Annotated in this window: 18 protein-coding genes, 1 tRNA gene and 1 pseudogene; 2 read left to right on the forward strand and 18 right to left on the reverse strand. The window is 72.2% G+C overall.

Features of this window, described 5'->3' with window-relative positions:
- Position 1: 1 nt before the first annotated feature.
- The 14 genes from ACWDXC_RS11650 to ACWDXC_RS11715 form a co-directional block, all read right to left on the reverse strand.
- Positions 2-433 (reverse strand): acetyl-CoA carboxylase biotin carboxyl carrier protein, encoded by a 432-nt coding sequence (locus ACWDXC_RS11650; protein WP_449980780.1) that lies wholly within the window; start codon positions 431-433, stop codon positions 2-4.
- Positions 426-2,075: an acetyl-CoA carboxylase, carboxyltransferase subunit beta gene (gene accD, locus ACWDXC_RS11655; RefSeq protein ID WP_449980782.1), complete on the reverse strand. Its 1,650-nt coding sequence runs from the start codon at positions 2,073-2,075 to the stop codon at positions 426-428. The genes ACWDXC_RS11650 and accD overlap by 8 nt, the downstream gene beginning before the upstream one ends.
- On the reverse strand, positions 2,072-3,103 hold the full coding sequence (locus ACWDXC_RS11660; protein WP_449980784.1) for a beta-ketoacyl synthase N-terminal-like domain-containing protein: 1,032 nt from the start codon (positions 3,101-3,103) through the stop codon (positions 2,072-2,074). Before ACWDXC_RS11660 ends, accD begins: the two co-directional genes overlap by 4 nt.
- Complete coding sequence (locus ACWDXC_RS11665) at positions 3,096-3,935, reverse strand: enoyl-ACP reductase FabI (RefSeq protein WP_449980786.1); 840 nt, start codon at positions 3,933-3,935, stop codon at positions 3,096-3,098. The genes ACWDXC_RS11660 and ACWDXC_RS11665 overlap by 8 nt, the downstream gene beginning before the upstream one ends.
- Complete coding sequence (locus ACWDXC_RS11670) at positions 3,929-4,765, reverse strand: beta-ketoacyl synthase N-terminal-like domain-containing protein (protein ID WP_449980788.1); 837 nt, start codon at positions 4,763-4,765, stop codon at positions 3,929-3,931. Before ACWDXC_RS11670 ends, ACWDXC_RS11665 begins: the two co-directional genes overlap by 7 nt.
- Positions 4,762-5,850, reverse strand: coding sequence for a beta-ketoacyl-[acyl-carrier-protein] synthase family protein (locus ACWDXC_RS11675; RefSeq protein ID WP_449980790.1), 1,089 nt, complete (start codon positions 5,848-5,850; stop codon positions 4,762-4,764). Before ACWDXC_RS11675 ends, ACWDXC_RS11670 begins: the two co-directional genes overlap by 4 nt.
- Positions 5,847-6,734 (reverse strand): hypothetical protein, encoded by an 888-nt coding sequence (locus ACWDXC_RS11680; RefSeq protein WP_449980792.1) that lies wholly within the window; start codon positions 6,732-6,734, stop codon positions 5,847-5,849. The genes ACWDXC_RS11675 and ACWDXC_RS11680 overlap by 4 nt, the downstream gene beginning before the upstream one ends.
- Positions 6,731-7,540, reverse strand: a complete 810-nt coding sequence (locus ACWDXC_RS11685; protein ID WP_449980794.1) for an alpha/beta fold hydrolase — start codon at positions 7,538-7,540, stop codon at positions 6,731-6,733. The genes ACWDXC_RS11680 and ACWDXC_RS11685 overlap by 4 nt, the downstream gene beginning before the upstream one ends.
- Positions 7,537-8,478, reverse strand: coding sequence for a beta-ketoacyl synthase N-terminal-like domain-containing protein (locus tag ACWDXC_RS11690; protein ID WP_449980796.1), 942 nt, complete (start codon positions 8,476-8,478; stop codon positions 7,537-7,539). The genes ACWDXC_RS11685 and ACWDXC_RS11690 overlap by 4 nt, the downstream gene beginning before the upstream one ends.
- Positions 8,479-8,500: 22 nt before the next feature.
- Positions 8,501-9,625 carry a beta-ketoacyl synthase N-terminal-like domain-containing protein gene (locus ACWDXC_RS11695; RefSeq protein ID WP_449980798.1) on the reverse strand — a complete coding sequence of 375 codons (1,125 nt, stop codon included), beginning with the start codon at positions 9,623-9,625 and terminating at the stop codon, positions 8,501-8,503.
- Positions 9,625-10,836, reverse strand: a complete 1,212-nt coding sequence (locus ACWDXC_RS11700) for a beta-ketoacyl-[acyl-carrier-protein] synthase family protein (RefSeq protein ID WP_449980799.1) — start codon at positions 10,834-10,836, stop codon at positions 9,625-9,627. The genes ACWDXC_RS11695 and ACWDXC_RS11700 overlap by 1 nt, the downstream gene beginning before the upstream one ends.
- 25 nt (positions 10,837-10,861) lie before the next feature.
- On the reverse strand, positions 10,862-11,122 hold the full coding sequence (locus tag ACWDXC_RS11705) for an acyl carrier protein (protein ID WP_449980801.1): 261 nt from the start codon (positions 11,120-11,122) through the stop codon (positions 10,862-10,864).
- 56 nt (positions 11,123-11,178) lie between these two features.
- Positions 11,179-12,867 carry a TROVE domain-containing protein gene (locus tag ACWDXC_RS11710; RefSeq protein ID WP_449980803.1) on the reverse strand — a complete coding sequence of 563 codons (1,689 nt, stop codon included), beginning with the start codon at positions 12,865-12,867 and terminating at the stop codon, positions 11,179-11,181.
- Between the two features lie 269 nt (positions 12,868-13,136).
- Positions 13,137-13,210: transfer RNA gene (locus tag ACWDXC_RS11715), tRNA-OTHER, on the reverse strand.
- A 370-nt stretch (positions 13,211-13,580) separates the two neighbouring features.
- On the opposite strand from ACWDXC_RS11715, the gene ACWDXC_RS11720 reads away from it, so the two are divergent.
- Complete coding sequence (locus ACWDXC_RS11720) at positions 13,581-13,751, forward strand: GNAT family N-acetyltransferase (protein WP_449981028.1); 171 nt, start codon at positions 13,581-13,583, stop codon at positions 13,749-13,751.
- A 28-nt stretch (positions 13,752-13,779) separates the two neighbouring features.
- Here the strand turns inward: ACWDXC_RS11720 and ACWDXC_RS11725 are convergent, their stop codons facing one another.
- The 4 genes and pseudogenes from ACWDXC_RS11725 to ACWDXC_RS11740 form a co-directional block, all read right to left on the reverse strand.
- Positions 13,780-14,100, reverse strand: coding sequence for a hypothetical protein (locus tag ACWDXC_RS11725; protein ID WP_449980805.1), 321 nt, complete (start codon positions 14,098-14,100; stop codon positions 13,780-13,782).
- Positions 14,101-14,359: 259 nt separating this feature from the next.
- On the reverse strand, positions 14,360-14,578 hold the full coding sequence (locus ACWDXC_RS11730; RefSeq protein WP_219511683.1) for a DUF6011 domain-containing protein: 219 nt from the start codon (positions 14,576-14,578) through the stop codon (positions 14,360-14,362).
- Entirely contained in the window at positions 14,578-14,979 is a 402-nt protein-coding gene (locus tag ACWDXC_RS11735; RefSeq protein ID WP_449980807.1) for a phosphatase domain-containing protein, read from the reverse strand. Before ACWDXC_RS11735 ends, ACWDXC_RS11730 begins: the two co-directional genes overlap by 1 nt.
- A gap of 50 nt (positions 14,980-15,029) precedes the next feature.
- Positions 15,030-15,128, reverse strand: a pseudogene (locus ACWDXC_RS11740) (IS5/IS1182 family transposase); the annotation flags it as partial.
- Between the two features lie 320 nt (positions 15,129-15,448).
- Between ACWDXC_RS11740 and ACWDXC_RS11745 the strand changes: the two are divergent.
- A complete protein-coding gene (locus tag ACWDXC_RS11745; RefSeq protein ID WP_449980809.1) occupies positions 15,449-15,955 on the forward strand; it encodes a DUF4240 domain-containing protein in 507 nt (168 codons plus the stop codon).
- Positions 15,956-16,178 lie beyond the last annotated feature (223 nt).

A 16,178-nucleotide genomic window follows, 5' to 3' on the forward strand; every position in this document is an offset into this window, starting at 1 on the left:
CTCAGCCCACCGCCCCCAGCTCCATGAGCGGCTGCTCGAACTCCACGACGTCGCCGTCGGCGGCGTTGACGCGCAGCACCACGCCGGCGCGCCCGGCCACGACCGGGTTCATCATCTTCATCGCCTCGACGATCGCCACCTGCTCCCCGGCCTCGACGTGCTGGCCGACGGTGACGAACGGCGGCTGGTCGGGGGCCGGCCGCTGGTAGAAGACGCCCATCAGCGGGGCGGTCACCGCCGTGGCGGCCTCCTCGCGGGGCTCCTCCTCCTGCCGCGCCACCGCCGGCAGCGCTTCCGTGACGGCGGCCGGGGCGGAGCGTTCGATCTCGATCGTGACGTCCTCGCCCCTGACCACCAGGCGGCGCACGTCGCTGCCGCGGACCAGATCCAGGATCCGGCCCGTGGCCTCGACGGTCGCGCGGAGATCAGTCATGGTCTTCTCCCTCCGTGCTCCACACCCCGTAGGAGCGCAATCGGCCGCGGCGCGCGGCCACCAGGTCGTCGATCGGCACGCCGAGCAGGTCGCGCAGGTGCCGGGCCAGGGTGGGCCCGAGGTTCCGCTCGGGCACCACGGCGTCGACGACCTCCAGCGCCCGCAGGTCCGCGCCGCGCAGCTTCAGCGCCCTGGCGGTCTCGGGCGCCCGGGCGGCCGTCCCGTACAGGATCGACGCCGCGCCCTCGGGGCTGATCACCGAGAAGACGGCGTGCTCCTGGATGAGCAGGCGGTCGCCGACGGCCAGCGCGAGCGCCCCGCCGCTGCCGCCCTCGCCGGTGATCACCGACAGGACGGGGGTGCGCAGCCCGGCGGCGAGCAGCAGGCACTCGGCGATGGCGCCGCTCTGGTTGTCCTCCTCCGCCGCCACCCCCGGGTACGCGCCCGGGGTGTCGACCAGCGTCACCACGGGCAGCCGGTGGCGCTCGGCGAGCCGGAACAGGCGCATGGCCTTGCGGTAGCCGGCCGGATGCGGCATGCCGAAGTTGCGCGCGACGTTCTCGGCGGTGTCGGCGCCCTTGTGGTGGGCGACGACCACGACGGGCAGGCCGTCGAGCCGCGCCAGGCCGCCGAGGATCGCCGGGTCGTCGCCGCCCTGGCGGTCGCCGTGCAGCTCGACGAAGCCGGTGAACAGCTCCTCCACCCGGCGGCGGGCGTTCGGCCGCCCCGGGTCGCGGGCCAGCCGGACCGTCTCCCAGGCGTCGAGGTCCCCGGCCGGCTGCCCGGCGGGCGGCTCGGCGGGCGGCTCGGGGGGCGCAGCCGCGCCGCGCTCCCCCGACAGGATGCCGAGGACGCGGTCCAGCAGGCCGCGCAGCTCCTGACGCCGTTCGACGCGGTCCACGTGGCCGTGTTCGAGCAGGAACTCGGCGGTCTGGAAGCCCGGCGGCAGCTCCTGCCTGATCGTCTGCTCGATCACCCGGGGGCCGGCGAACCCCGCCCTGGCCCCCTCCTCGGCGACGATCACGTCGCCGAGGCTGGCGAAGGAGGCGGCCACCCCGCCGTAGACGGGGTCGGCCAGCACGCTGACGAACGGCACCCCGGCCTGCCTGAGCGACCGCACCGCCTCGGCCGTCTTGGCCATCTGCAGCAGCGACAGCACGCCTTCCTGCATGCGGGCGCCGCCCGAGGCGGAGACCGCGACCAGCGGGACCCGGCCGCGCAGGGCGTCACCGGCGATCCTGGCCACCTTCTCGCCGACGACCGAGCCCATGCTGCCGCCGAAGAAGGCGAACTCCATGACGGCCAGCGCGACCGGCCGCCCGCCGAGGGTGGCCAGTCCGGTGACGACGGCGTCGTTGAGCCCGGTCCTGGCCTGGGCGCGGGCCAGCCGGTCGGGGTAGGCGAGCCGGTCGGTGAAGCCGAGCGGGTCGAGCGGGGCCAGGTTCGCGTGGCGTTCGGTGAAGCTGCCCGGGTCGGCCAGCATGGCGACGCGGTCGAGCGCGCGCACCGGGAAGTGCCGGCCGCAGTTCGGGCAGGTGTGCTCGTGCCTGGCCAGCGCCTCGTGGTGCAGGAGGACGGCGCAGCCCTGGCAGCGCAGCCAGGTGCCCTCGGGCAGCGCGTTGATCTGCTCCAGCACGGTCATGCGGCGCGCTCCAGCCGCACGGCCGTGCATCCGACGACGCCGTCGCGGTCGACCGAGGTCACCAGCGTCACGGCTCCGGACGGCCCGCCGGTGAGGGCGGCGGCGAGCTGGAACGCGGACGCGGCGGAGGCCGTGTCGCCGAGCGCGTCCCGGCAGCTCCGCCGCTCGGCCTGCGGGCCGACGACGCCGTCGAGGGCGGCGTCCTCCGACTCGGCGCCCGAGGAGACGACCAGGCCGACGTCCTCGGCGCGCAGGCCGAGGTCGTCCAGCAGCCCGCGCACGCACGCGGCCAGGATCGCGCGGACCTCCACCGCGCGCTCGTAGGCCATGAAGCGGGAGCCGAGCACGGCCGCCAGCGGCTCGCGGGAGGCGGCGAGCGCGGCCTCCCGCGACTCCAGCAGGAAGATCGCGCAGCCTTCGCCCGGCGGGACGTCCCGCTGGCCGACGTGCCAGGCGAGCCAGCCGCGCTGCTCGGAGTACTCCTCGACCGCGCCGCACAGCACGGCCCGGCAGCGGTCGCGGCGCAGCAGCCGGGTGGCGTAGTTGAGCGCCAGCAGGCCGGTGGCGGCGCCCCCGGCCACGGTGGCGTTGGGGCCCTTCAGCCCGTGCCAGATCGCGCTCTGCCCGGCCGCCCGGTTCATCACCGTGTTGGGGAAGCGGGCCGGGTCGACGTGGTAGGGCTTGTCCCCGGTCAGCGACTCCTCGGTGAAGTCCATGATGCTCTTGATGCTGCCCGAGCTCGTCCCGAGGACCAGGCCGACCTGGTGCGGGTGCTCGGCCACGGGGGTGTCGAGCAGCATGCCGACGCCCGCCACGGCGATCGCGGTGGCCCGGTCCATCGCCCGCGTCCCCTTCGCGCCGAGGACGGCGCGGACGTCGAAGTCCGGGATGAGGCAGGCGTCGGCGTACGGCCCGCCGGAGGTGGCGGACGTCGGCCGGTCGCCGGAGGCGAGGCCCGCGGCGAAGGCGTCGACGCCGAGTCCGAACGGGGATATCACGGAGCATCCCGAGATGACCAGCTCATCCATCCTGCCGAATCCCTTCCTGAGATGCCCAGGAGCCGCCCGCGGCCAGCAGTTCGCCGCCGTCGACTCCGATCGTGTTGCCGGTGATCCACGAGGAGGTGGTCGCGGACAGCAGGACCACGGCCTCGGCCACGTCCTGCGGGGTGGTGAGCCGGTGGTGCGGGTTGTTGCGCGCGCTGTCGCGGCTGAACTCCTCGTGCTCCGGGATGCGGCGCAGCGCCGGGGTGAGGGTGACGCCGGCGCGCAGCGCGTTCACCGCGACCCCGCGCGGGGCCAGCTCGCAGGCGAGCTGCCGCACGTGCGCCTCCAGCGCCACCTTCGCCGCCGAGACGGCGCCGTAGCTGGGCAGGTGCTGGACGGCTCCGGCGCTGGTCATCGCGTAGACCTTGGCCCCGGGCCGGAGCAGGTCGGCCGCGCACAGGTCCTGCACCCAGTACAGGAGGCTGTGCGCCATGACGTCCATGGTCATCTCCAGCTGGCGCTGCGTGAGCATGGGCCCGCCGGTCTGCTCGGGCAGGTATCTGACCAGCGTGCCGAAGGCGAGCGAGTGCAGGAGGATCTTCAGCCCCGCCCCGTCCGTCAGCTCGCCGAGCGTGCCGACGAGCTCGTCCCTGGTGGACTTGCGCGCGGCGTTGAGGTTGTGGAAGCGGGCCTGGACGCCGCAGGCGGTGATCTCGTCGGCCAGCTCCGCCACGGATCGGGCCGCGGCCGCGGTGTCGAAGTGGACGCCCACCACGTTCATGCCCTGCTGGGCCATGGCGAGGGCGCACGCGCGGCCGATCCCGCTGGATGCGCCCAGCACCAGGCCCCAGGTCTTGTCGAGTGAGGTCAGCATGCCGGTACCCCCGGGAGGAAGGCGCCGAAGGCGTAGTGGCCCTCGGCCGTCGCGGTGATCACTAAGGTGTTCTCCCGCGCGGTGCGCAGGAGGTCGGACAGCAGCGTCATGGGCCCCAGGCAGCCGCCGGCCGCGGGCTCGGAGACGACCGGCACCACGCCGTCGCCGGCGATGGCGACTGCCCGGATGACCGCCTCGGCCACGGGCGAGCCGTCGACGACCGCGTGGACACGCGTCGGCCCGACCCGTTCGACGACCGCTTCGGCGTCGGCGAGCAGCCTGCGGCGTCCCTGGTCGGAGGCGACGAGGTCCGGCGGCGCGAACGCGGTGCGCGCCAGCACGCGGGGCAGGTGGGCGGCGCCCGGCTCGACGACGAGCGCCACCGCGCCCGTGCCCTCCATCGCGGCCACGACCATCACGTCGGCCCGTCCGGCCGCCAGCGCACGCCCGCCCAGCTCGATCGCCTCGAACCCGGCGACGTGCGGCGACGTGCAGGTCAGGCTGAACGCCTTGAGCTCGTGCTCGCCGGTCACGCGGGCGGCCAGCGCGTTGATCGCGAAGTAGGGCGCCATGGCCGGGCTCAGGTCCTCCTGGCCGGTGGCCGTCATGGCCTGGGCGAAGTACTCGCGGACGGCGGTGTTGGAGCCCACCGCCACGCCCCGCCGCTCGGCCGGCGCGTGGTCGAGCCGGCCGCCCCCGGCCACCGCGCGCCGCGTGGCGGCCAGCAGGTAGCGGGAGGCGGGCAGCAGGTACTTGTAGCCGCGCCGGCCCAGCTCCCGCGAGACGTCGGACGGGGCGTGGACCTCGCCCGCCCCGGTGACCGCGATCATGCGGCCTCCAGGACGAACGAGGCGTTGGCGCCGCCGAAGGCGTAGGCGTTGACCAGGACGCGCGGGATCGGCAGCGGCGCCGGCGCGTCCACGGGCAGGTAGACCTCGCAGCGCGGGTCCTGCTCGTCGAGCGGGACGTTGGCCGGCACGGCGCCGTCCCGCAGGATCAGGCAGGCCATCACCGCGCCGATCGCCGCCGACGCGCCGCCGGTGTGCCCGAGCAGGGCCTTGGCGCTGTAGAGAGGCACCCGGTCGGCGGCCGTCCCGAGGACGGCGCGCAGGGCCTGGCTCTCGACCAGGTCGTTGAGCACCGTGCCGGTGCCGTGCGGGATGACGCAGCCGGGCTCGTCGCCGGCCAGCGCCTCACGCATGCCGCGGATGATCTGCTCGCCGCTCGGCTCGGGCGCGGTGAGGTGGTGCGCGTCGCAGCTCCACCCGCTCCCGGTCAGCTTCGCGTACGCCTCCGCCCCGCGCCGGTGCGCGTGCCCGGCGCTCTCCAGGACCAGGATGCCGGTGCCCTCGGCGAGGATCGTGCCCTGGCGGTCCCGGTCGAACGGGCGGCACCGTACGGGATCCACCGCGCCCAGCCGGTCGAACGACGCCCAGCCGACCCGCGAGTAGGCGTCGGCGCCGCCGGTGATCACCACGTCGGCCTCGCCGGTGCGGATGAGGTCGGCGGCCAGGCACAGCGCGAACCCGCCCGCCGCGCAGGCGTTGCTGACGCTGATGTTGGCGCCGAACGCGCCTAGCAGCCTCCCCACCGCCGAGGCCACCTGGAAGTCCGGGCTCCCGTCGGGGCCCGCCTCGCCCAGGCAGGAGCCGAGGACCACTCCGGCGCGCAGGTCGGGCCGCAGCTCCAGGCCGGCGTCGTCGAGCGCCTCCCCCACGGCCGAGGCCGCCAGCGCCACCGCGCCGGACGCCACGCCCGGGACCCGGTGGATCAGCGGGTGGCGCATGACGGCCGGGGTATCGGTCAGCCGCTGCGGCACCGGCGGCGCCGCGGCGGTCATCGCGGCGCTCAGGGCGGCGGCGCCGTACCCCTGGCACGTCACCGCGCCCACCCCGGTGACCAGGACGTCCGTCATGACGGGCGGTTGGTCAGCGCGTCGTGGAGCCGGTCGTCGAGGTCGACCAGGCTCCATTCGGACCTGCCGGTCAGCCGCGCGTAGCCGTGGGTGATCCGGCCCGTCGCCGTCCGGACGAGCACGCCGTCCCGCAGCACGTAGCAGTCCATCCGGCTGGTGTACGTCAGGCGTTTGAACACCTCTTCGACCGTGTAGACGACGTACAGCTCCTCCTCCATGAGGGCCTCGTCGAGGATCGTGACGCGCGAGTGCGGCACGGCCGGGATGAGCCGCTGCTCGTCCAGCAGCCGCTTGACCGACACCCCCCGGTCGGCGAGGAAGCGGTCCACGACCTCCTCCATCAGCCGCAGGTAGCCGGACATCTGCAGCCGCTCGGTGAAATGGCAGTAGAAGTACGGGATGCGCCACTTCCAGGCGAACGCGTTGCGGCCCGCGGTCAGGTGGTCCTCCACCGTCACGCCCTCGGGCAGCCGCTCGCCCGCCCCGCCCTCCCCCAGCCGCTTCACCACGTACGGCGCCAGCTCGGCGGGGGCGTCCTTGACGTCCTCGCCCCACGGGTCGAGCCGCAGCGCCACGGTGGCCCGCGCGTGGATCGCCTTGCGCGCGTCACCCTCGGCGGTGATCTTCACGGTGTACGACATGCCGTCGGCCGCCACCTCGGCCACCGCCACGTCGTCCACCCGCAGCGCGCGCAGGATCCGCGTGTCGATGTCCACGAGGTCCACGCACAGGCCGTGGTCGTGATACAGGTCGGTGACCCGGAGCCCGGCGCCGCGCAGGTGCTCCAGAACGGCCTCCTCCACCAGGTAGTTCAGGTGTTTGAAGCCGATCCAGGTGCCGACGTTGGCGCCTTCGTACCGGGGCCTGAGCCGGGTGGTGTTCACGTGATCTCCAAGGTGTGCGCGGAAACGAAGTCGCCGACGAGCTCGGCGAAGGCCTGTGCTTGCTCGATCATCGGCAGGTGGCCGGCCGCCAGGGTCTCGAAGCGCGCCCGGGGCAACGCCCCGGCCAGCGCCCGCCCGTCACGCGGCGGCGCCGCCCGGTCGTCGCGCCCGCTGACCACCAGGCACGGCGTGGTGACCGCCGCCGTGTCCACCAGGGGCGAGCGCAGGTACGCCTCGAAGAAGCGCATCCAGCTGTAGGGGCCGAGCCGCTCGCGGAGCTTCACCGCCATGTCGTGGCGCGTGTCCGGGGGCAGCCGGTCGCTGGAGGTGACGCGCAGGCCGTGATCGAGGATCGTGTGGAACCCGGCCAGGTAGCTCTCGATGGTCGCCCAGTCGAACTCGGCCGGGCTGGCCCGGTAGAACGGCGCGACCAGGACGGCGGCGCCGACCTTCAGCCCGCGGGCCAGCGACTCCAGGAGCAGGTTGGCGGCGAAGGAGTGGGCGATGACGACCTCGGCCCCCTCGGCCGCGTCCGCCACCCACCGGCCGGGGTCCGGCTGGAGGGTCCACTCCCGCGTCCCCACCGCCGACCACGGCAGGTCGGCCTCCCACAGCTCCAGGCGGGGCGGGGCGAGCGCGGCGAACGCGGTCCAGGTGGCGGGGCCGCCGCCGAGCCCGTGCAGCAGCACCGCCCGCACCCCGGGCTCCGCCGGCCCCGCCCTCCGCAGCCTCAGGGCCCGCCCCTGACCCGCCGTCCGGCCGCCGGTGGCGGGCCGGGGTGCGAGCGCGGGGTGGGTGCTGGTCATAAGGCGGCTCCCGCTCCCGTGAGGACGGTCGCCGCGGCGGCGTCCACGCCCTGGGTGGTGGCCAGGACGGTGCCGCCCGCCCTCTCGCTCAGCCAGGCGGCGCCCGTCACGCACTGCACGACGCCGAGCGCTCCCGAGGCCGGCCCGAGCAGGGCGGTGAGGTCCTGCTCCTCGGCGCTCTCCACCCGGTCGCCGGGCGCCGTCTCCGGACGGCACCACAAGTCCACCCGGTCGCCGGGCAGGCCGCCGAGCACGTCGCCGACGGCCCCGGCGTGCGTCTCCCGTCTGGCGTGGCGTCCCAGCCGGGCCATCGCCGTGGCGCCGCGCTCACGCGCGGTCTCCGCCGACTCCAGCACCAGGGCCGCCGCCCCGTCGAAGGTCGGCCCCACCAGCTCGGCGACCACCGGGTTGGCCGGCTCGACGCCGATCACCAGCATGTGCCGCACCCGTCCCGCCCGGACCATGACGCGGGCCCAGGAGACCGCGTCCAGCCCCGAGGTCGCCCCGTTGCACAAGGTCAGGTTGACCCCGCGCAGCCCGTACGTGATCGCCACCCAGGAGGCGGTGACGTTGCTGGCCGTCCCCGGCAGCGCCATCGGGCTGGTCGCGGTGTAGTCGTGCGCGGCGATGGCCGACACCGTGTCGCAGACGGTGTCGAGGTTGCCGTAGTTGGAGCTGACGACCACGCCGACGCTCTCGCCGGGCACCGAGAGGCCGGGGTCGAGCAGCAGCCCGGCGTCGGCCAGCGCGTCGCGGCCGGCGCACAGCGCGAGCTTGGTGGCCCGGTCCTTGTAGCGCAGGCCGCGCCCGGTCAGGCTCGCCGTCGGGTCGGCGGACGCCTCCGGCACGGCGGGCCGCAGCAGGCCGGCCGGACCCGCCACGCCTCTGATCGCCGTGCCCGCTCCTGTGATCAGCATGTCCTCGTCCGGGGTCGTCATGGGCGCTCCGCTTCCGGGGTCGTCATGGGCGCTCCACCACCGCGACGGCGTTCAGCCCGCCGAACCCGAACGCGTTGACCTGCGCCAGCCGCAGCTCGTCGCCCACGGCCTCGTCGCGTACCAGCCGCAGGCCGGCCATCTCGTCCATGACCTCCCGCACGCCCACCACCGGCGGGATCGTGCCGGTGCGCATCGACTCCACCGCCACGAGCAGGCTGTGCAGCCCGGACGCGCCCGCGGTGTGACCGGTCATCGACTTGATCGCGGTCATCCACGGCGGCGGGGCGCTCTGGCCGAACACCTCGCCGACGCTCCTGGCCTCGGCCTCGTCGTTGAGCGGCGTGCCGGTGCCGTGCAGCATCAGCAGGTCGATGTCGGCCGGGGTCAGCCCGGCCCGCGTGTGCGCCTGCCGCATCGCGATCGTGATGCTCTTGGCGTCCGGCGCGGACGGGTGGTGCGCGTCGCAGTTGACCGCGACCGAGCGCACCCAGCCGTGCCGCGCGCTCTGCGCCCGGCGCAGCACGATCGCCGCGGCACCCTCGCCCTGCAGCATGCCCCGGCGCGCCTTGTCGAAGGGCCGCAGCGCGTCCGGGGCCTCCGGGTAGCAGCGGTCCAGCAGGCCGTAGGTGCTCTCGGAGATGTTGTCGACCCCGGCCACGATCACCGTGTCCGCCGCCCCGGTCTCGATGAGGTCGCACCCGAGCGCGAGCGCGTACAGCGAGGCGGCGCAGGCGTTCGCGACCGTGGAGACCTGCACCGCGCCGAAACGCCGGCGCAGCGCGGGCCCGAAGTGCAGCTCCTCCAGGTCGAAGTCGACGCCGTCGCGCCAGCGCAGCTCCACCGAGCGCAGCTCGCGCAGCGTCGTGCCGATCAGGATCGGCACGCCGCGCAGGTCCGGCAGCTCCGCCTCGGCCGCCGCGACCTCGATCACGTGCTCCAGCCAGCGCGTCGAGCGCAGCGGCACGTCCCGGCCGCGCTCGGGCCGGTCGTCGATCTCGAACGAGAGCCGCGTACGGTACTTGCCGAGGTCGAACCCGTTCGGCGTGCCCAGCCCGCTGCGGCCCGCGCACAGCGCCTGGAAGATCTCCCCCAGGCTGGAGCCGACGCTCGCCACGGCGCCCGCGCCGCAGATGGCCACACCCGACATCAACTCTCCTCGTGCTTGCCGAGGATGAGCACCGCGTTGTTGCCGCCGAAGGCCAGCGCGTTGTTCTGCACCACCCGCAGGTCGGCGACCCGCTCCTGGTTCGGCACACAGTCGACGGCGCACTCCGGGTCCGTCTCGACGTGGTTGATCGTCGGCGGGATGAAGCCCTCGGTGAGCGCCAGCGCGCAGGCCGCCGCGGCGAGCGCGCTGGCCGCGCCCATCGAGTGCCCGAGCATCGACTTGATCGACACCGTGGGCGGCGGGCTGCCACCGAACACCTGGTGGATGGCCTGCGCCTCAGTGACGTCGTTCGCCTTGGTGCCGGTGCCGTGCGCGGAGATGAAGTCCACCTCCGACGGCTTGATGCCCGCGTCCTCGTGCGCCAGCCGGATGCAGGAGGCGATGCTGTCGCGCTCCGGGGCCACCGGGTGGTGGGCGTCGCAGTTGAGCCCGAACCCCAGCACCTCGGCGTAGATCTTCGCGCCCCGGGCCAGCGCCGTGTCGAGGCTCTCCATGAGGAGGATCCCCGCGCCCTCACCGGTCAGGATGCCCTTGCGATCCCGGTCGAACGGCTGGCACACCTCGGGCGCGATCGTGCCGAGCCGGTAGAAGCCGGCGAACGTCTTACGGCACAGCGCGTCGGCGCCGCCGCACAGCGCCACCTCCACGTCACCGCTGCGTACGGCGTCGAACCCGTAGCCGATGGCGTAGTTGCCGGCCGCGCACGCGGTCGGCAGCGTGACGGCCTCGGTGTCCGTCAGCCCCATCTCCCGCGCGATGCCGGACGACAGCCGCCCCGCGCCGATCCTGCCGGCCAGGGCCGGGTCCAGCCCCTCCATGCCGGAGTCGACCCCCTGGCCGGTCAGGACGTCGAAGTCCCGCCCCTCGCCGTTGGTCGTCCCCACCGACACCAGGGAACGCCGCGACCGCAGCTCGGCGAGCGACATCCCGGCATCCTTGACGGCCATCCCGGCCGCCGCCACCGACAACTGGCTCGCCCGCCCGAGCTCGGCCGGGTCGAGCCTCTCGATATACGCTTCCGGATCGAAACCCGCGACCTCGCAGGCGTTGCCGTATTCGAACCCGGTCGTGTCGAACGCGCCGATCGGCTTGACCCCGCTGCGCCCCGACCTGATGCCGGAGAGGAATTCTCCGACGCCGATCCCGATACTGGTTACCACTCCGATGCCGGTGATGACCACCCTGCGCATCACAACGCCTCCGCGGTTGTCTGCCCTAGGCCTCTGCGACGACGGCGTAGACGCCGTTCAGGCTGGTCATCCTGGACAGTTCGGCCTGGTCGATGGTGACCTTGCAGGCCCGCTCGATCGCGGCGAGAATTTCGATGGCGCGCAGCGAGTCGGCGTCGTGGTCCTCCTTGAAGAGGCTGTCGTCCGTGATTTCCGCGGGGTCGATCTCGAGAATCTCGCAGACTATTTCTTTGATGAGGCCGCGCTGCTCCGAATCAAGACCGGCGGCCGCACTCAGCTCCGTCATTCTTCTCCTCCATAAACTTCGATGAAGGAAGAATTGTCGGGGCCGCTATACTTCCCCTATATCGCCGCACCCGCCGCCGCCCGCGTGCGGACGAACCCGTTCACGATCAGCGGCAGCGACGCGTCCAGCCCGGCCACGTTCAGCACGCCGTCGTCGCCCGGGTCGCCGATCGAGTACCCGGTCGGGGTCATCGCCACGACGACGACCCGCGCGTCCGGGTTGACCGTACGCCGGTAGGCGGCCAGCGCCTGCGCCGGGTGGGACCGCCCCGCCCACGTCTCGTTGTCCGTGAACACCACGATCCCGTCGGCGTGGAACCCCTTGCGAGCCGCCCACGTGAATGGCAGCGACAGGTCCGTGCCGCCGCCGGACGGCTGCCAGCGGGCGATCTCGCGCAGGTTGGTGCGCGGCGTCACCTTGGACCCGCGCGCCCTGGTGTCGACGTCGATGACGTGGACGTTGCCCTTCTCGACGCGGGACAGCATGACCGCCATCGCGCAGCCGACCTCGTACGGCGAGCCGACCGGCGAGCCTCCGACGCGGACGCCGTCGCCCCAGGCCATCGACCCGGACGAGTCCACCGCGACCAGCAGCCGCTTCCCGGACGGCTCGACCGCGCCGAAGGCGAGCTCGTACGTCCGCTCCAGCGCGTCCAGGATCGCCGGGACGGGCTTCCACGTGTGCCGGCCGGCGCGCGGGTTCGGCCGGGCCTGGCCGGAGGCGTAGACGCGCAGCGCCAGCCAGGCGTCCATCGGGTGGATGCGGGCACGCGTGATCGCCTCCCGGTCCGTCAGCCGCGCCACGACGCGGGCGGTGCCGTCGCCGAGCGGCTCCAGCGCGCCGATCCGCGTCATGCGGGCCAGGTTCCGGATCAGCGCGGTCAGGCCGACCGTGTCGATCAGCGCCTCCCACACCGAGGGCTCACGCAGCATCGCGTCCGGCAGGAACTCCCACGGCGCCCGCGCCGCCGTCACCACCCGGACCGCCTCGGCCGGCGTGGTGACGGCCTTCGCGGTCAGGAACCGGTCGACGGCGGGCAGCTCGTCACGCGCCTCGTCGTCGGACACGTTCCCGGCGATCCACCCGAACAACGTCTTACGCTGCTCGTCGTCGGCCACCGGGTGCGCGATCCGGAGGACGTCGCGCAGGTCCAGGCTCTCGCCCTGCGGCGTCCTGCGCTGCCGGGCCTTGCACGCCCGGAACGCCACGTCGTCCGGCGACCCGGTCAGGAACCAGGAGCCGAGCGCCGTCCGCAGCGAACGCCCCACCCTGGGGGCGGTGCCGCGGGCGGTCGGCTTGCCGCCGAGGTTCTTGTAGTAGCCGAAGAACTTCGCCAGATGATCCGTGGTGCGCGCGACCTTCGCCAACGCCGCCTTCGCCGCCTGGCGCGTGTCCGCGTCCCCCTTCGCGTACGCCGCGGCGAGAGCGAACAGCGCCGGGCCCTGCTTCGGAGCCCGCGGCGGCCGAGCCGTCGAGATCTCGGTGAGCAAAGCGACGACGCGCGGCCCGTCCTCGGCGATCGCCTGGAACAGCACGCCCGCGTTCTCGGCGGTCAGCTGGTCCTCGCCCACGTAGTACGTGCCGCCCGTGGTGCCGAGGATCAGGAAGTCCTCCACGCGCGTCCACAGGTCCTTGGCGAACACGTAGCCGCCGGCGGCGTTGCGCACCTGGTCGGCGCGGCCCGGCATCGGCAGGGTCTGCGGGGTGGCGATCGTCGAGACGTTCGCGAGAGGGTCACGTGCCATCGTGCGCTCCTTCGATTCGACCCGCCCGGGGGCGGACATGAGAAAAGGGAGCGGATGTGGTGACGACCGCCGGGTTGGACAGATGCGCTGTCCAGGCTGCGCCACCTCCCGACGAGCCGGGAGGGCAGGATTCGAACCTGCGACCCTCTGTTCCCGATAACCGACGACCTTCGACCCGCTCCCCTCGCTCGTCACCCCTGTCGGTGGCGCGGATGTGGGGAGACTGACCGGATTCAGACGTGCTAGGCCGCTGCACCACACCGCCCGAGGGGCGGCGCCGGGATTCGAACCCGGGTCTCCGCTTTGGAAGAGCGATAACCGATCAGATTCGACCCGCGCCACCGACGGGACTGACGAGCGATCAGGTCTGGAACTGGCACGGATATGGGCGCGCCCGCCGGTATTGGCGCTCTGCCGACTGAGCTACCGAGACCGGAGCCTCGGGCAGGACTCGAACCTGCGACAACCCCATGAGAAGTGGATAACCGACAAGCTTCGACCCGTACCAGCACCAGACCTGACCAGCTCACGAGCCCGGAAAAGGCGCCGCATTCGATGCCGCGCTTTTTCGGTCCTCATGAACTGATTCCACCGTAGCGGGAGGCGTGATGGGTCACATCTGATTTTCGGACGAGTCACCAAATGTCAGCACAAGGCACCAGGCGACCCACGGACACGCCCCCTCCGCTCCCAGCCGATACGGCTTCGCGGAAATACGCCTTCACAGAATCCGGCTCACCGTAGTCGCGGAGAACACCGCCGCCATCCGCGTCTACGAAAAGGCCGGCTTCATCGTGGAGGGCCGCGAACGAGAAGCCTTCCGCCGGAACGCCACGTGGCACGACATGGTCATCATGGGCCTGCTGGAGGGCGCGCTACGCTGAGCGGACACCCGAATGGACCGTACTCGTCTCACCCGCGGACGACCTGCCAGAACCACCAGGCGAGAACCCCGATCCCCACGACGGCCAGCACGCCGGCGAGAACCGGCATCTCGTACTGGAGAAGCATCGGGAGCCCCACGGCGCACCCCATGGCGACACCGATGACGACACCTTTCGTGCTCATCGGCTCTTCGGCCCACGGCGGTGTGTCCGCCTGCCGCATGTCCGCCTGATGGCCGGCGTGCTCCGCTGCCTGTTGCGGCAGCGGTTCCCACAGTGTGCCGCAGTCAGGGCAGCGCCACGGCTCGCCAATGGCCGAACCGGAGCAGGTGCACTGGTGGTTGGTCACGGCGTCGTCCCTCCGCAGGTGCCGCACGGCCGCCGGCCCTCCGCCACGGCCTCGCTCAGTTCCCCGGACTCGATCGACTCCTGGCCACAGCCACTCTTCTGGGGCGGTATGGAGAGATCCCGGCAGTCCTGGAGGAATCGTACTTGTCACCCGCCTCGGTCACGCAGACAGTGATCACAGCACCGCCCCGCCGCCAAGATCGACCATAAAGGCCCCACCCCAGGGCCTTACGTCCACCCTCCGCGATGCCGTTCCAGGATCACCCTTCCTCCAGCAGATCGATCTGCCCTTCGACAGCCCATCCTCGCGGCACTCCGGTGATCCTCAACGGCTTCCGGGGAGCCAACCCCAGCTTGGAAGCACAGCCCGGCCCCAACCCCAGCGCGCGGGACTCCGGGGTCCTGAGGGTGTGCTTGCAGGCCGCACACTTGGCGACATGGTCGAGGGCGGCAGGCTCGGTGAGATCGAGAAGGTTCATCAGAACCGGCCTCCAGCCACCTGCAGCACGGTCAACCCGAGCCGCCGCCACATCGCGACCACGGACGCCCAGTCGTCGATCACCCCGGCGATCCGGAGGTGAGCGAAATGCCGCTCGTAGATCTCCCGCTTCACGACCGTGTCAGCCCGGTTGGCTCCGTTGCCTCGCATCCACAGCCCTTCGGTGTCGTCCCAGTAGCCGACATGGGCGCACAGCCACTTCTCCGTCTGGCGCCGGCACCTCTCTTTCCTACCGGACACGTAGCCGATGCGGTGTTCGTCACGCAGCAGGGCCTGAAGCGGGTTCGGCTGATCCTCGCCTACCCGATCCCACTCGTACGGTCCGCGATCGCCGCGTAACGCGAGTGCGCCGTCGATGTCCACAAGCCAGAGGCCGCTCACGTCCCCTCCTCCACCCCAGTGTCCCGCAACCACACCAACTCGTACGCGACCCTGCTCAGGGCGTCGATCAGGCCAATCATCCGGGTCGCGGTCACGTCATGGACGGCGCCCAGTGGAGCAGGCGAGGCCCACATCAGCCGTCCCCCAGGACCAGTCCAAATTCGCCACTCCTCCACGCCAATCCCATCGCGGTCTACGCCGTCGACGAAAAGCGCACCGGCCACTGTCCATACGGTGACGGGGCTGGTCACTCGTACTGTTCCTAGCGCCTATCTTCCTGTCGGCGGGATGCGCTGTGGCGGGTCCGTGGCTGCCGCTCAGGGCGACGACCTCCCACGCCTTAAGCCTGGCTGCCCACGGAGTCCCGCTTGTCTCATCGATCCAGCGCATCGTCATCCGGCGGACGATTGAGGCGGCACCCCTTTCGGACCCACCAGTTCTGTCATCGGCATATGCCACGATCACCACTATGGACATCGACGAGTTCTGGCACCTGATCGAGCGATCCGCACAACATCGTCCGAACGAAGCGCGCCTGCAATGGCTGCAACAGGAGCTCATGCGACGGACCGTCGAGGACATCATCGACTTCGAGTCGTGGATTCTCGAAGCTCGGCGTAAGGCCAACACCAACCTGCTGGGAGGCGCGTCCAACATTTTATATCTGACAGGCAGTAGCGACAGCTTCGAGTATTTCCAGATGTGGCTGGTCGGCCTCGGCCGTGAAATCTTCGAAAAGGTCACCGCCGACCCGGACACGCTTTCGGACGTGCCAGAGGTCCAGCGCTTTCTCACCATGCAGCGAGACCGGATACCCCGCACCGATGACGACTGGCCGGAGCTGGAAGGCCTCGCCTATGTGGCTCTGACCGCCTGGGAGGAAGTGACGGGCACGGATACCCAAGCCCTGTTCGACGTCCTTGAAGCCCGCGGTGAGACGTTCGCGGGAGCGTTTCATTCAACGGACGAGGAGTAGGACCCTCAAGACAAGGAAGAGGCCGCCCGAAGGGTACCGCGAAGTTACCGTTTCATCCGCGAGTTCTACGGCCGCGCCTAGATACCGGCATTCTCCATCGACGGGAAGCGGACCCACTACCGTTCCTGGCCACTGTCACCCAGCGGGAGGCCCTGCCACCAGGCCGCGCACGCTCGCGGGCAATGCGACCGGTGGGGCCGCTACTCACGCACGGCCCGGTCCC

The organism is Nonomuraea sp. NPDC003214, from assembly GCF_053590035.1.